Origin of the sequence: Nocardia sp. NPDC005366, from assembly GCF_040606855.1 — a bacterium.
Lineage (GTDB): Bacteria > Actinomycetota > Actinomycetes > Mycobacteriales > Mycobacteriaceae > Nocardia.
This window is the reverse complement of the sequence record NZ_JBEXFQ010000018.1, coordinates 150,474-164,728: the sequence shown is the minus strand read 5'-3', so window position 1 is coordinate 164,728 and position 14,255 is coordinate 150,474. Positions and strand designations below refer to the sequence as shown.

Here is a 14,255-nt window from a genome sequence, read left to right as displayed (position 1 = left end):
GACCGGACGGGGTCCCGTCCGGTCGGCCGATTCGCGCTTCCGGTCAGTTGAGCGGGGCCGAACGCCACCAGCGCAGCACCTCATCGATGCTGCCGACGATGCCGTCGGTGTACATCAGGATCTGGCTCCGGTCCTTGTCGCCGGTGAACACGGTGACCATCTTCGGGCCGCTGTTTTCGAATTTGTAGTTGGTGTAGGACTTCCCGCCGTTGCTGTCGGTGGATTTCACCGCGTCGCTCGGCAGGTTGTTCAATGCCTTCTGGGCGTCGGACGCCGAGTTGTAGATGTAGAAGGTGTAGAACGGGTCGTCGTTGCCACCGCCGCCGAAGCAATCCCACTGGTAGACCCAGTTGCCGAAATCCGGGGTTCCCGTGGTCGGCGCGGACGGGGAACTCGCGCTGTAAGCGCCACAGGTCGCACTGTTGTAGCCGGTGTCGCCCGATTTGGAGGCCGGCACCATGCGCGGGAATTGCTTGCTGATGGAATCCGAGTCGGCGGGCACGCTGCCGCTGTTGTTCGGCGAGCCGGTCGGCGTCGACGTCTTGCCGGACGACGACGGCCGCGCGGACGTCGTCGTTGTCGGCGTATCGGAGCCCTGGTTCGCGACGACACCGACGATCCCGAGGACGATGACGATCAATACCACCGCGCCGACGGCCAGCCCGATGATCAGGCCGGTATTGGATTTGCGCGGCGGCTGATGCGGGCCGGGGAACTGCCCGCCGCCGAGCGGCGGGCCGGGCGGCTGCTGCGCGAAACCGTAGGTCTGCTGATTGTTGTACGGCGCGGCCGGATTCGGATGCTGCGCCGTCGGCCCGGTGGGCTGCTTCACCAGCGTATTGGGCACGGAGGTGTTAGGCACCGAGGTATTGGGCATCGAGGTATTGGGCACCGAGGTATTGGCCATCGTCGCACCGGTCAGCGGATGGGCGCCGCTGCTCGTCGGCGCCGGACCGTTGGTCAGTGGATAGGGCGCGCCGGTCAGCGGATGCTGCGGGCCCGTCCCCGGATACGGACCCGTCACCGGAATAGGCGGGCCGGTGACCGGCATACCCGTGATCGGCATGGCGGGCGCGCTCTGATTGGACAGCGCCTGCTGCGCCGCGGCGGCGAATTCCGAACAGGAGGCGAAACGCTCCTCGGGACGTTTGGCCATCGCCCTGGCGAGTACGAGGTCCAGCGCGTAGGGCAGGCCGGGACGCACGCTGCTCAGCGCGGGCGGCGGGGTCTGCAGATGCCCCTGGATGACCTGGGCCGGATTGGTCGCCGCGAACGGTCCGCTGCCGGTGAGAAGCCAGAACAGGGTGCAGGCCAGCGAGTACTGGTCGGAACGGTGGTCGAGGGACGCGCCGGTCAGCTGTTCGGGGGACGCGTACGCCAGGGTGGCGGTGAACGTTCCCGTCTGCGTCAGATGACCGGTGTCGTCACGGAGCCGCGCGATGCCGAAATCGGTCAGGTACACGCGCTCACCGCGACCGCTGCCGGATCGGGCGAGCAGGATATTGGCGGGCTTCACGTCACGGTGCAGCACCCCCATACCGTGCGCGTAGTCGAGCGCGTCCGCGGTTTCCTTGATGATCTGGACGGCCCGCTCGGGCGGGAGCGTCTTGGGATCCACCGACGCGGCGTCGATACCGTCCACGTACTGCATCGAGATCCACAGCTGCTCGTCATCGAGGCCGCGGTCGTAGACGGTGACGATATTGGGGTGATCGAGCCGGGCGACCAGATCCGCCTCCCGCTCGAACCGCGCCCGCACCTCCTTGTCGAAGAACATCTCCCGGTTCAACAGCTTCAGCGCAGTCATCCGCGGCAGGCGCGGATGCTTCGCCAGATACACCGAACCCATGCCACCGCGGCCCAATTGCCTGTCGATGACATAGCCGGCGAAAACGTCACCGCTGGCCAGCATTGTCTGCTCCACTTCCCGCCGTCACCGGGACCCACCGATGAACAGGCGTACAGCATAAGAACGCGCGCCCGAGCAACGCCCGACCACGGAAAACATCGAAACCATAGCAGCAGTCGCGTGCTCGATGGTTGCCCAACGAGTCCGGCGGATCCGGCGCGACCCCGATAGCGCGCGACTATGGCGGTGGGCGCGCCTCCGACGGCCCAGGCCCGCCGGGCGACGCGCCGTCGGACGGGCGACCGCGACGCACCATGGCATCGGGCAACGCGATCGTGATCGGGCGGCCCTGACGTCGCTTCTTCGGCGGCTCCGGCGTGACCGGAGCCGCCTCACCCGAGGTGGGATTCGATTGCGCGACAGCGGAATCGAAGGAGTCCATGGACGGCGCCGCACCCCGACCCTGTGGCGGAACGGGAAACGGGGGGACGACGCCGTGAGAAGTTCCGCTCGACTGTGGCGAACTGTGCGGCGTCGAACCATGCGGCAGCGAACCATGCGCCGTCGAACCGTGCGGCAGCGAACCATGCGGCAGCGAACCATGCACCGTCGAACCGTGCGGCAGCGAACCGTGCGGCGGCACACCCGGATACGGCGGAACCACACCGTGCGAGGTTCCACTCGACTGATATCCGGAACCAGTGGGCCCGGCATGGGTGGGAGGAGGCGCGTGGGGTGGCCGCGTGACGTTCGGCGGGCCCTGGTAGGCGGAAGTGGGGTATGGAGGGCGATCGGGTTGGCCCGCGGTGCGCGTCGGTTCGACGTAACCGGGGGGAAGCACGCCGGTGGGCGGCAGCGCGGCGGGCGGTTGCACCGGCTGCCGGGGCGTCGACGGACGCGGATGGCCGGGGCCGGGCGGAACCGGCGGACGCATATGGACGGCCTGCGGCAGTCCTGTCCGCGCGCCCGGATACGGCGCTCCGGCGGGGCGCGGCTGCCCGACCGGCGCCAGCGCTCGCCGCGCCGCGACCGCGAAATCGGTGCAGCTGGCGAACCTGTCGTCGGGGCGCTTCGCCATCGCCCGCGCGAGCACGCCGTCGAGGGCAGGCGGGGTACCGGCGCGCAACGGTCGCAGGGCGGGAACCTGCCCGTACAGGTGGCCGTTCATCACCGCGGCCGGACTCGTCCCATGGAACGGCACGGCGCCGGTCAGCATCCAGAACAGCGTGCAGGCCAGCGAATACTGGTCCGCGCGGTGATCGAGCGGCTGCCCGATCAACTGTTCGGGGGCGGCGTAGGCGAGGGTCGCGGTGATGGTGCCCGCCGAGCCGAGCGTGGTGTCGCTGTTGCGCATTCCCGCGATCCCGAAATCGGTGAGCAGCACCCGTTCGGGCTGCCCGATCGGGGCCTTGGCCAGCAGGATGTTGGCCGGTTTCACATCACGATGCAGCACCCCGTTGGCATGCGCGAAATCCAGGGCGGCGGCGGTTTCGCCGATGATCTGCACGGCCCGCGCCGGGGCGAGCACATTCACGTCGGCGCTCGCGGCGTCGGATCCCGGCACGAACTGCATGGAGATCCAGAGCTGGTCTTCCTCCGCGCCGCGGTCGTACACGGTGACGATATTCGGATGTTCCAGCCGCGCGACCAGATCGGCCTCGCGCTCGAATCGCGTCCGCATCTCGACATCACCGTAGAGATCGCGCTCGAGCAGCTTGAGCGCGGTCAGCCGCGGCAACCGCGGATGCTGAGCCAGATACACGGTGCCCATGCCGCCCTGACCCAACACACGCTTGATCACATACCCGGCGAAGGTCTCGCCAGTCCGCAACACGGTGGATTTCACCCCCCTCGTAGGGTCGAGCACGTGGACCTAACGATGTATCTCTTCGGACCACGCAGGCGCAACATCCCATTATTCACCGGCGCGACCGGGAATATCGGCCGTCCGCGAGCTGTCGGTGCCATTCATTAGGCTGAGCCCATGCGCATTGGAGCACACGTACGGCTCGACAGCGACCCGATCGGCTTCGGTGAGAAACTCGGCGCCGAGGTCATCCAGTTGTTCGTCGTCGATCCGCAGAGCTGGGACAAGCCCGCGCCGCATCCGCGAACCGAGGAGATCCTCGCGAGCCCCATCGATGTGGTGGTGCACTCCTCGTACCAGATCAATGTCGCCAGTCTGAACAATCGGCTGCGGATGCCCTCGCGCAACGCCGTCGCCCAGCAGGCGAAGGCCGCCGCGGATCTCGGCGCCTTCGGATTGGTCGTGCACGGCGGGCACGTCCGGTCGGACGCCGAGATCGAGGACGGGATCGTCAACTGGCGCAAGCTGTTCGAACGTCAGCAGGACAAGGGCGGATTCGCGGTGCCGATCCTGATCGAGAACACCGCGGGCGGCAACCACGCGATGGCACGGCATTTCGATTCGATCGGCAGGCTGTGGGACGCGGTCGGCGATTTCGGCGCCGGATTCTGCCTCGACACCTGCCACGCCTGGGCCGGGGGCGAGGAGCTGGTCGGTGTGGTCGAACGGATCAAGGCCATCACCGGCCGGATCGACCTGGTGCACCTGAACTCCTCCCGCGACGAATTCAATTCCGGCGCGGATCGGCACGCCAATTTCGCCGACGGCACCATCGACCCGCAACTGCTCGCCGAGGTGTGCCGCACCGCCGACGCACCGGTGATCCTGGAAACCCCCGCCGAAGGGGTCGCCGAGGATCTCGCGTATCTGCGCGAACACGTGGGCTGACCCGTCTTCCGGTCCCGCACGCGGCGTCTGCTGTTGCGATCACCGCGACGGCAAACCTGGTCGCGGGGTCGCCGCGGTGGTGTGCTCGACGGCATACCCACCCGATTCGAGCAGCGAAGGTGATCTCATGACGGTCGACTACGCCACCACTCCCACCGCCACGGTGACCAAACTCGGCTCCCGCATCGGCGCCAGGGTCGACAATATCCGGCTCGGCGGCGACCTGGACGCCGCCACCGTCGCGGTGATCCGCACCGCGCTGCTCGAGCACAAGGTGATCTTCTTCCGCGGCCAGGAGCACCTCACCGAGGACGCCCAGTACGAATTCGCGCAGTTGCTCGGCACCCCGACCACCCCGCATCCGACGGTCACCTCCAAGGGTGTGAAAAGTCTCGCCATCGATTCCGAGAACGGCCGCGCCAACAGCTGGCACACCGATGTCACCTTCGTCGACCGGATTCCGAAGGCGGCGATCCTGCGGGCGGTCCAGCTACCGACCTACGGCGGGTCGACCACCTGGGCCTCCACCGTGGCCGCCTACGAATCGCTGCCGGAGCCGCTGAAGCTGCTGGCCGAGAATCTGCGCGCGGTGCACACCAACGTCTACGACTATGCCGCGTCGCACAACACGGCTCCGAACTCGGCCGCCTACCGCGCCGAATTCGAGTCGACCTATTACGAGACCGAACATCCCGTGGTGCGGGTGCATCCGGAGACCGGCGAGAAGTCGCTGCTTGTCGGCCATTTCGTCAAACATTTCGTCGGCCTGTCGTCGAGCGAGTCCCAGGCGCTGTTCCGCCTCTTCCAGGATCGGGTGACCCGGCTGGAGAACACCACGCGCTGGGATTGGCGACTCGGCGATGTCGCCATCTGGGACAACCGCGCGACCCAGCACTACGCGATCGACGACTACGACGATCAGCCGCGCCGTCTGACCCGCATAACGCTGGCCGGGGATGTGCCGGTCGGTGTCGACGGCAAACGCAGCACCGTCGTCGCCGGTAATGCCGAGCACTACTCGATCATCGAGGACATCGCCGCTGCCTGACCGAGCGGTCCGGCCCGGGCGCTCGTCCCGGCCGGACCGTGCGGCGATGAGGGGAGGCACGGTCTTCGCTGGATACGGCACCGTGCCTGGCCGCGGCAGGCCGTCGGACGAGGTGCGCGCCGTCGCCGGGCGGCCGATAGTCCACACTGGTTGCCATGAGTATTCGGCCGTTGGACGGAATTCGCGTCCTCGAGCTCGGCAATTACATCGCGGCGCCGACCGCCGGACGCATTCTCGGGGATTTCGGCGCCGAGGTGATCAAGGTGGAGCGCCCGAAGGTGGGCGACGAGCTTCGCAACTGGCGGCTCTACGGCGGCGATACCTCGATGCTGTTCCGCACCATAAACCGGAACAAGAAGTCGATCACCCTGGATCTGCGCACCGAGCAGGGCCGCGACATCGTGCTCGATCTCGTCCGGCATTCGGATGTGCTGCTCGAGAATTTCCGGCCGGGCATGCTGGAGAAATGGGGGCTCGGCCCCGAGGTTCTCGATGCCGTCAACCCGAATCTGGTCATCACCCGCGTTTCCGCCTACGGGCAGACCGGCCCACTCGCCGAGCGCCCCGGATTCGCCGCGGTCGCCGAGGCCGTCGGCGGGCTGCGCGAACTCGTCGGCGACCCGGACCGCCCGCCGGTGCGGGTCGGGGTGTCCATCGGCGATTCGATCGCTGGCATCTACGCGGCCTTCGGCACGGTGATGGCGCTGTTGCGGCGCGAGCGGGCCGGAGCCGATTCCATCGCGTTGACCGAGCGCGTAATCGACGTCGCCCTGAACGAGGCGATCCTGTCGGTGATGGAATCGCTGGTGCCCGACTACCTCGCCTACGGGATCAACCGGGAACGGGTCGGCGGCAGGATGGAGGGCATCGCCCCGAGCAACGCCTATCCGTGCTCCGACGGAGTCAGCATCATCATCGGCGGCAACGGCGACGCCATCTTCCAGCGCTATATGGAGGTGATCGGACGCCCCGACCTGGCCGCCGATCCCGAACTCCGGGACAACGCGGGCCGGTGGCGGCATCGGGACAGGCTCGACGCGTCGATCGCCGAATGGACGATTCGCCACACTAGAGACGAGGCATTGACGATTCTGGAAAGCGCAGCCATCCCGTGCGGACCCATCTACACCGCGGCCGATATCGTCGCCGACGAGCAGTATCTGGCCCGCAATATGATTCAGCCGTTCCCGGTGGATGTCGGTGAGCCGGAACCCAAGATGGTCGGCTTTACCGGCATCGTCCCCGTCATCGGCGGGAAATCCCTTCCCATCCGCACTGTCGGCCCCGATCTCGGCGCGCACACCCGAGAAGTGCTCTCCGAATTACTCGGCCGCAGCGCCCCCGAGATCGACGCCATGGGGGTCTCGTGAGCAGGCCGCGGCCCGAGCGTCGCCGTCCGATGGGACGGGGCCGCTGGGAGACGAGGTCGCCGTCGCCGCGGCGGCCGACCGTGCATCCGAATCCGGCCGGAACCAATCGCAGATCCTGGGCGGGCGTCATGTGCGTGCCGAACCAGGCGCGCGAGGAGAAGTAAGGAAATCGCCGACGGGGCCGCCTGATCCGACGCGTCTGCCCGAGCGAAACGGTCGCGACCTCAGTCGCTTTCGCCGGACTTTCTGGTGTCGGCACGCAATTTGAGCAGGACGAGTCCCGCGGTGCAGGCCAGAATCAAACCGACGACTGTGATTTCCACATGCAGCCCGGCGATGCCGAGCACGGCTCCGATGATGCCGCCGACGAAGAAAAGCCATGCCGAGACCCGCAACAGGACCGTGGACACTGCGCGCACCGGCGGATTCGACTCGCCGCGCCGCACCGATGCCGGGACTTGCGCCTCGTCGGCTTCGGCCGCGGAGCGCAACGACGTTGTCGAGTAAGCTCCCATCATCCACTCCTCGATGACGCCGGTCAGAGTGTTGACATCGTGCGCCTCGAGCGGCGCGTCTCTCCCCGTGATCCGGGCGTCTCACGCGTAACTTCGATCACATACGCTACGGCCCTCGTCGGTGAATACGGTGCGACACGTACTCACGACACGCCAGCGAGATCATTTCGATATTTGAATGAGCAATGTTTGAAAATGGTGCTCGCACACGCGCGCGCGTCCCGCCTGGCCCGGCCGATCGACCTGGTTTATGGTGAGCCCACTCGATACACACGAGGAGTGACCCCGATGGTGAGCAGCAGGGCCAGGATCGCCGGTCCGGTGATCGCAGTGGGCGCGGTATCCGTCGGTCTCGTTCTCATCGGCGCCTGCGGCGTCGGCCACCACGACATCTACGTGCCGCCCCCGCCGCTCGAGTTCGGGCCCGCCGCAGCCGTGGCGACCGTGCGCGACGGTTCGACCGTGACAGCGCCGAAGGTGATCATCCCGCCGTCGCCGACCTGGCAGATGGCCCCCGCCGGCCCGCCGCGCCGACCGGCCGGATACACCCCGCCGTCATCGACTTCGGCCGCCGCGGACTCGGAATCGGCGCCGGAGTCGCCGGAATCCTCCACGCGGCCGTCACGAACCACCACCCCGCGCACGAGCACGACGGAGCCGCCGCCCGCCGCCGTCACCGAAACCGAAGACGCGACAACGACGACGAGAAACCGCACGCTGTCGGTCGAGCCGAGCACCGTGGGCGAGTCGGCCCCTACCCACGTCCCGACGCCCCCCGAGGAGTCGGCGGCACTCGAGGAATCGAGAACAGTGGTACCCGACGCCGGGCAATCGGGGACTTCTCCCACCGGCAATTCGCCTATCGCGCAATCGCCTGTCATCGAGGGCCCGACCATCGCCCCGAGCCCGACGACCACGCGCGTGAACGTCGACGGACAGATCGCCGAGACCGAGTAGACCGGACACGAGCGACTACCCGCCTCGGCCCCGACTGCCGAGCGGGTCCGGCGTTCGGCACGGCCGACGATAAATCGAAACGAGATCGCCGGTCGGGCTCGATCCGCCCTCGGGACGCGGAAACGCCGGGCCCCGGTGCGGGTGATCGAACCCGAACCGGCGACCCGGCGATTGTCGTTGCCGCCCTACAGCTCCGGCAGTTCGTAGTCCCCGACGCGCGCGGCGAGCACCGTCAGATGCTCGAGTGAGCCGCCGAGAGTCCGCTCGATCGCGGTCAACCGAGCGACGTAGTGGCCGACCGGATACTCCGCGGTGACGCCGATGCCGCCGTGCATCTGAATCGCTTCCTGGCCGACGAGCCGGGCCGAGCGCCCGATCTGCAACCGGGCACGGGAGGCGATGACCGGGTCGACGGCCCCATCGGCCAACGACGCCGTGGCGTACAGGCTCATGCTGCGCGCGAGTTCCAGTGCGACGTACATATTCGCCGCGCGCTGGGTCAGCGTCTGGAACTTCGACAGCGTGACGCCGAACTGCTTGCGCGCCTTGAGGTAATCGGTGGTCAGCCGCAACGCCTCCTCCATCGCGCCGACGGATTCGGCGCCGAGCAGGGCATGCGCCTGGGTCAGCGCCGCCAGCACCGGTTCGGCGGCGTCGAGGCTGTCGCCGAGCAGTTCGGCGGGTGCGTTGTCCAGTTCGATCTGGGCTCCGCGCGATCCGTCCACCGTGCTGTAGGACTTGCGGACCACACCGGCGGCGTCCGGCGCGACGAGGAACAGCCCGACCCCGCCGCCCGGCAGCACGGCGCTGACGACGAGTTCGTCGGCGCAACCGCCGTGCGGCACCGGATTCTTGGTCCCGGTCAGCGTGTACGCATCGCCGGTGGCGGTAGCCGAGGTGGCGAGTTCGGACGATGGCCACCTCGTCCCCGGCTCGGCGTGGGCGAAAGCCAGCAGCTTGGCGCCGCTCACGATGTCGGGCAGGACACGCCCGCGCTGCTCGGCACTGCCCGCCAGCGCGACCAGGGTGCCGGGCACGTACACCGCGTCCACGATCGGTTCGGGCGCCAGCCTGCGGCCGACCTCCTGCAGCACGACCATGGTCTCGACCGGGCCCGCGCCGACGCCGCCGTCTTCCTCGGCGAAAGGCAGACCGAGAACGCCGAGTTCGGCGAGCTGGTTCCAGACCTCACGGCTCCAACCGAGTTCGGTATCGGTCACCTTGAGCCGGGTCTCCGGATCGTAGGTGCGCGCGAGCAGGTCGCGGACGGTGTCACGCAGCATGACCTGTTCATCGGTGAGTTCGAAATCCATGGCGACGCCTCACAATCCGAGGATCGTGGAGGCGATGATGGTGCGCTGCACCTCGCTCGAACCTCCGTAGATGGTTGTCTTGCGGTAGTTCAGGTAATTGGGACCGCTGCGCTGGGCCCAGCCGGGCGAGGCGATATCGTCCGCGCCGACCGGGATGGCATCCGGTCCCGCGATATCGAGCAGCAGTTCGGTGGCCGCCTGCTGCAGTTCGGAGCCGCGCATCTTCAGCACCGACGACACCGGATTGGGTTTGCCGTCCGCGGAGTTGGAGATCACGCGCAACTGGGTGAGCTCCAGCGCGAGCAGTTCGTTCTCCAATTCGGCGAGCCGCGCCGCGAACAGCGGATCCTCGAGCAGTGCCCCCGAGCCCGAACGGGTCTGGCGCGCGTACTCCTTCGCGATACCGAGTTTGACCTTGGTCCGGCCGACGCCGGTGATGCCGGTGCGCTCGTTGCCGAGCAGGAATTTCGCGTAGGTCCAGCCCATGTTCTCCGCACCGACCAATTGATCGGCGGGGACGCGCACATTTTCGAAGAAGACCTCGTTCACCTCGTAGCCGCCGTCGATCAGCTTGATCGGACGGATGGTGACGCCGGGGCTCTTCACGTCGAACAGCAGGAAGGAGATACCCGCCTGCTTCTTCGGCGCGTTCGGATCCGTGCGTACGAGACAGAAGATCCAATCCGCGTACTGGGCCAACGTCGTCCAGATCTTCTGACCGTTGACGATGTAGGAGTCGCCGTCGCGCACGGCGGTGGTGCGCAGCGAGGCGAGGTCGGAGCCCGCGTCGGGCTCGGAGAAGCCCTGGCACCACCAGATGTCGAGTGCGGCGGTCGGTGGCAGGAAGCGTTCCTTGATCTCCTGGGAGCCGAAATGCGCGATGACGGGGCCGACCATCTGGGCGTTGAAGGTCAGCGGCTCGGGTACCGAGGCCAGCTGCATCTCGTCCTGCCAGATGTGGCGCTGCATCGGCGTCCAATCCTTGCCGCCCCACTCCACCGGCCAGTTCGGCACGGCGAGCCCGTGGTCGTTCAGGATCTTGTGCGTGGTGACGACGTCCTCGCGGGACAGTTCCTTACCGTGTTTCGCACGCTCACGGATGTCGGCGGGAATCTCGGAACGATAGAAATGGCGCAGCTCGTCGCGGAAGGCGACCTCGTCGGGGGACAGGGATATTTTCATACACAACTCCCGTGGTGTCTCGTACGTCCGAGTGAAACCCTACCTCTCGGTAGTCTCCCGCTGACCGCGGGATCTCACCAGGCAAACGGGCAAACCCAGGCAAACACCTGGCGATCGCCACGGCTACCCCGGCGCGTAGTCCGACGAACTGGTAACTTGCTGCACGTGGGTAGGGGAAAACCCACGCGTAACAGCTAAGGGAGTTATGTGGTGAACGGCAGAGCCATCGCACGCGCGGCCGCGACAGTGACCTCACTCGGCATCGGTGCGGTTCTCGCCCTCGGCAGCGCGGGCGCCGACCCGGTGTCGCCGGTCGAGGCGGCCCTCACCGACCTCGCCGTCAAGGCGGGCGAGGATACCTCGGCACAGGCGGGCGTCGGCGCACTGCAGGAGTACACCAAGCTCGTCGACGTGGCCCAGCTGCGTCACGTGGCGGCCAACTTCGTTCCCTTCGCCTACGCCGCCCCCACCTTCGGCTGCGGTAGCAACGGCCCGATCACCACCATCATCGCGGCGGGCACCACCGAGGGCCCCAATCGCAGCCAGGGCGTCAGCCCCGAACCGGGCAACCTGCGCTTCAGCGCCGCGCCCGCGCATTCCGGCGCTCCGCTGAATTCGGGACTCGTGGTGGCGTGGGTCAATATCAACAACGGCCGCAGCGGCATCGATACCCTCGACGACCGCACCGAGGTCGGGCTGCCCACGCTGTCGAAAACCGTGGACGCGGGCCCCGGCACCGTCCTCGCCTCGATGTGGGGCGTCATCAACTATCCCTTCGCGAATTGCGTGATGACGCCGACCGTCGGCACCTTCGTCGTACCGGAACTGCCCGCTGCCGCGCCCGCCGAGGTCGCGCCGTCGCCCGCACCCGCGCCGCAGGCGGGCCCAGGCACCGCCGCACCCGCGGCCCCCGCCGAGATCCCCGCGCCCGCACCGGCGGCTCCTGCCCCCGCACCTGCCGCGCCGCAGCCGCCGGCGGGCGCCGCGGTGCAGGGCGAAATTCCCTCCGGCAGCTGAGGTTCCGTCCCGCGGAATCTCGACGCGCATCGCGCGCGTGATCGGTGATGGTGCAGGATAGGGTCTCGATTTCCGACCGGAGGCCAACGAACGTGCTCGATGCCGATGACGTGCGCCGCGTCGCGCTTTCCTTCCCCGAGACCACGGAGAAGCAACGCTGGGATCACCCGACCTTCGACGTCGCGGGCAAGATGTTCGTCACCGTGCCCGACGATCAGACCTCGTTCGCGGTGCGCTGCCCCAAACCCGACCGGGACGAGTTGATCGCGGCCGAACCGGATAAATTCTGGGTACCCGCGCACGAGGCGTCGTCATCCTGGGTGCGGGCCAGATTGTCCGCGCTCGAGGATGCGGGCGAATTGCGCGATATCCTCTTCGACTCCTGGCGTCAAGCCGCCCCGCGCCGCCTCGTGGATCCCGAGTAGTTGCCGTCGACCGAACCCGGCCCTGTCTGAACGGTCAGCCGCGGATCAGGGGGCCAGCAGGACGCGCAGCACCGCACCGACTTCGGTGCCGACGAGCAGTTCGTCGCGCCGTCCCGGCACGGCGACGACCGATGTCATCGGCGCACCGGTCAGCACCGTGCAGACCGCACCGCCGCGCGGATCGATCCGGACGAGTTTGCCCGAGAGAGTGGTCACGTACAGGAATCCCGCGTCATCGATGAGCAGATCATCGGCGAAATCGGGAACGCCGGGCACACCCGAGGTCAGGTCCGTGACCACCGTTCTGCGCTCGGGGGCGTCGATCGGAATGCCGAGTACTCGCCCGTGTGGATTCCCGTTCGCGGTCAGGTAGATCGTGCGATCGCGGATGACGATGCCGTTGGCGCCCGTTATCGCGGCGCGCGCGGTCCATTCCTGGTCGATCGAACCGTCCCTGCGCACCCGGATGACGCCCGCGTTCGTCGCGGCCACGTACAGGGCGCCGTCTGCGCCGAAGGCCGCGCCATTGGGCATGCCGGCCAATCCGTCGACGAAATGTTCCGCTCGCGGCGTGGCGGCGGCGGGATCGAGCCGGACCACGCCACCGGTGCGCACCGCGCTGGTCGGCGCGTCACCGTAGAGCGCGTACAACAACCCGTCCGGTCCGAGCCTGATCGCGCCGGGGAATTCGACGGGTACCGTCGCCGTGAGAGCGCCGGAGCTGTCGTAGCGCTGCACCGCGTTGCGGTAGAGCCGCGCGACCCACAGATTGCCGTCCGCGTCGAACGCGACATTCTCCGACCAGTCGAGGATCGGCACCTGAGCCGATAGCGCTGGTGTCGGTGTCGCCACCGCGGGCGCACACCCGGCTACCGGGTCGGCCGAGGCGGCGGGCGCGCCGCACAGGCACGTCAGGGCGAGGGCCGCGGCGACCAGCCGACCCGCGAAAACCCGACGGCGACGCTGTTTCACGAACATGTCGTTCCTCCTGGCTGCGGGGGCGAATCCGCGCAGTCTAGTCGCATTGACGCAGTTTGTGTGAAGTACCCTGAGACGCAAAAGTTTTGGCACTATCTTCCAATGCTCTTCTTCGACGGCGCGCGGGGCCGGATGCACTATCGGCGGTGGCCGGTCGACAACCATGCCGCAGTGGTGGTGTTGTTGCCGGGTTTGGGCCAGCACAGCGGCCATTATCACCGTTTCGCCAGGATTCTGAAGGCCATCGACGTCGAGATGTGGGCGCTGGACACCGCGGGCCACGGATTGAGCGAGGGCGACCCCGAACAGCCGGGCACCCTGGCCGAACTGGTGGCGGACGCGACGACATTGGTCGACCTCGTGCGAGCGGAACTGCCACACGCGCCGATGGTGCTGATGGGCCATTCGCTGGGCGCGGTCACCGCGCTCGGCATGCTCGGCGCGGCCATCCCCGATGTGGGATCGGAGGCCGATCTGTCCGCGGTCGAGGCCAACTTCCCGGTGACGCCGAGTCTGCCGGTCGAGCGGTTGACCGGTCTCGTGCTTTCCGGCGTGCCCAAACGCGCTCTCGGAGGCGGCGTTCCCGGGGCACTCGGCACGCCGCTGCCGGCGAACCTCCCTGTGCTCGCGGTACACGGCATCGATGATCGCAGGGCGCCGATCGATGCGATGAGGGTATGGACTGGACGCCACGAGACGGTAAATTTGCGTGAGTACGCCGGGGCCGGACACGATCTGCTGCACGAGCCGGGGCACGCTCGGGTCGCCAGGGATATCGCGAACTGGCTGCAGAGCGCGGTGGTGGGACTGACACGGCAGTGGTGAAGGCGACGGCGAAGACGGCGG

General features: G+C 67.8%; 13 protein-coding genes. 7 read left to right on the top strand and 6 right to left on the bottom strand.

The genetic code is table 11. The features are described 5' to 3' along the window. Window positions 1–43 precede the first annotated feature (43 nt). Complete coding sequence (locus ABZS43_RS21635) at window positions 44–1,912, bottom strand: protein kinase (protein WP_355037723.1); 1,869 nt, start codon at window positions 1,910–1,912, stop codon at window positions 44–46. A gap of 175 nt (window positions 1,913–2,087) precedes the next feature. Continuing rightward, window positions 2,088–3,695, bottom strand: coding sequence for a protein kinase (locus ABZS43_RS21630; protein ID WP_355037713.1), 1,608 nt, complete (start codon window positions 3,693–3,695; stop codon window positions 2,088–2,090). A 138-nt stretch (window positions 3,696–3,833) separates the two neighbouring features. Here ABZS43_RS21630 and ABZS43_RS21625 point away from each other — a divergent pair, with 138 nt between their 5' ends. The 3 genes from ABZS43_RS21625 to ABZS43_RS21615 all read left to right on the top strand — a co-directional run bounded on the left by ABZS43_RS21625 (window position 3,834) and on the right by ABZS43_RS21615 (window position 7,022). Next, window positions 3,834–4,604, top strand: a complete 771-nt coding sequence (locus tag ABZS43_RS21625; RefSeq protein ID WP_355037712.1) for a deoxyribonuclease IV — start codon at window positions 3,834–3,836, stop codon at window positions 4,602–4,604. A 127-nt stretch (window positions 4,605–4,731) separates the two neighbouring features. Beyond that, window positions 4,732–5,652, top strand: a complete 921-nt coding sequence (locus tag ABZS43_RS21620) for a TauD/TfdA family dioxygenase (protein WP_355037711.1) — start codon at window positions 4,732–4,734, stop codon at window positions 5,650–5,652. A gap of 155 nt (window positions 5,653–5,807) precedes the next feature. Beyond that, a complete protein-coding gene (locus ABZS43_RS21615; protein WP_355037710.1) occupies window positions 5,808–7,022 on the top strand; it encodes a CaiB/BaiF CoA-transferase family protein in 1,215 nt (404 codons plus the stop codon). A gap of 224 nt (window positions 7,023–7,246) precedes the next feature. On the opposite strand, the gene ABZS43_RS21610 is transcribed toward ABZS43_RS21615, so the two are convergent. Next, on the bottom strand, window positions 7,247–7,537 hold the full coding sequence (locus ABZS43_RS21610; RefSeq protein WP_355037709.1) for a hypothetical protein: 291 nt from the start codon (window positions 7,535–7,537) through the stop codon (window positions 7,247–7,249). Window positions 7,538–7,825: 288 nt separating this feature from the next. Here ABZS43_RS21610 and ABZS43_RS21605 point away from each other — a divergent pair, with 288 nt between their 5' ends. After that, on the top strand, window positions 7,826–8,494 hold the full coding sequence (locus tag ABZS43_RS21605) for a hypothetical protein (RefSeq protein ID WP_355037708.1): 669 nt from the start codon (window positions 7,826–7,828) through the stop codon (window positions 8,492–8,494). A 185-nt stretch (window positions 8,495–8,679) separates the two neighbouring features. Here ABZS43_RS21605 and ABZS43_RS21600 read toward each other — a convergent pair whose 3' ends face one another. Continuing rightward, window positions 8,680–9,807, bottom strand: coding sequence for an acyl-CoA dehydrogenase family protein (locus ABZS43_RS21600; protein WP_355037707.1), 1,128 nt, complete (start codon window positions 9,805–9,807; stop codon window positions 8,680–8,682). A gap of 9 nt (window positions 9,808–9,816) precedes the next feature. Beyond that, a complete protein-coding gene (locus ABZS43_RS21595) occupies window positions 9,817–10,989 on the bottom strand; it encodes an acyl-CoA dehydrogenase family protein (RefSeq protein ID WP_355037706.1) in 1,173 nt (390 codons plus the stop codon). 210 nt (window positions 10,990–11,199) lie between these two features. Here ABZS43_RS21595 and ABZS43_RS21590 point away from each other — a divergent pair, with 210 nt between their 5' ends. Next, window positions 11,200–12,006, top strand: coding sequence for a hypothetical protein (locus ABZS43_RS21590; RefSeq protein ID WP_355037705.1), 807 nt, complete (start codon window positions 11,200–11,202; stop codon window positions 12,004–12,006). Between the two features lie 92 nt (window positions 12,007–12,098). Beyond that, window positions 12,099–12,431: an MmcQ/YjbR family DNA-binding protein gene (locus ABZS43_RS21585; RefSeq protein WP_355037704.1), complete on the top strand. Its 333-nt coding sequence runs from the start codon at window positions 12,099–12,101 to the stop codon at window positions 12,429–12,431. A 45-nt stretch (window positions 12,432–12,476) separates the two neighbouring features. Here ABZS43_RS21585 and ABZS43_RS21580 read toward each other — a convergent pair whose 3' ends face one another. After that, window positions 12,477–13,409 (bottom strand): hypothetical protein, encoded by a 933-nt coding sequence (locus ABZS43_RS21580; protein WP_355037703.1) that lies wholly within the window; start codon window positions 13,407–13,409, stop codon window positions 12,477–12,479. A 102-nt stretch (window positions 13,410–13,511) separates the two neighbouring features. Here ABZS43_RS21580 and ABZS43_RS21575 point away from each other — a divergent pair, with 102 nt between their 5' ends. After that, window positions 13,512–14,234: an alpha/beta hydrolase gene (locus ABZS43_RS21575; protein WP_355037702.1), complete on the top strand. Its 723-nt coding sequence runs from the start codon at window positions 13,512–13,514 to the stop codon at window positions 14,232–14,234. Window positions 14,235–14,255 lie beyond the last annotated feature (21 nt).

Excerpts from the sequence above, each read along its gene's own strand:
- ABZS43_RS21635 (WP_355037723.1), bottom strand. The coding sequence starts at position 1,912 with ATGCTGGCCAGCGGTGACGTTTTCGCCGGCTATGTCATCGACAGGCAA.
- ABZS43_RS21625 (WP_355037712.1), top strand. The coding sequence starts at position 3,834 with ATGCGCATTGGAGCACACGTACGGCTCGACAGCGACCCGATCGGCTTC.
- ABZS43_RS21620 (WP_355037711.1), top strand. The coding sequence starts at position 4,732 with ATGACGGTCGACTACGCCACCACTCCCACCGCCACGGTGACCAAACTC.
- ABZS43_RS21615 (WP_355037710.1), top strand. The coding sequence starts at position 5,808 with ATGAGTATTCGGCCGTTGGACGGAATTCGCGTCCTCGAGCTCGGCAAT.
- ABZS43_RS21610 (WP_355037709.1), bottom strand. The coding sequence starts at position 7,537 with ATGGGAGCTTACTCGACAACGTCGTTGCGCTCCGCGGCCGAAGCCGAC.
- ABZS43_RS21605 (WP_355037708.1), top strand. The coding sequence starts at position 7,826 with ATGGTGAGCAGCAGGGCCAGGATCGCCGGTCCGGTGATCGCAGTGGGC.
- ABZS43_RS21600 (WP_355037707.1), bottom strand. The coding sequence starts at position 9,807 with ATGGATTTCGAACTCACCGATGAACAGGTCATGCTGCGTGACACCGTC.
- ABZS43_RS21595 (WP_355037706.1), bottom strand. The coding sequence starts at position 10,989 with ATGAAAATATCCCTGTCCCCCGACGAGGTCGCCTTCCGCGACGAGCTG.
- ABZS43_RS21580 (WP_355037703.1), bottom strand. The coding sequence starts at position 13,409 with ATGTTCGTGAAACAGCGTCGCCGTCGGGTTTTCGCGGGTCGGCTGGTC.
- ABZS43_RS21575 (WP_355037702.1), top strand. The coding sequence starts at position 13,512 with ATGCTCTTCTTCGACGGCGCGCGGGGCCGGATGCACTATCGGCGGTGG.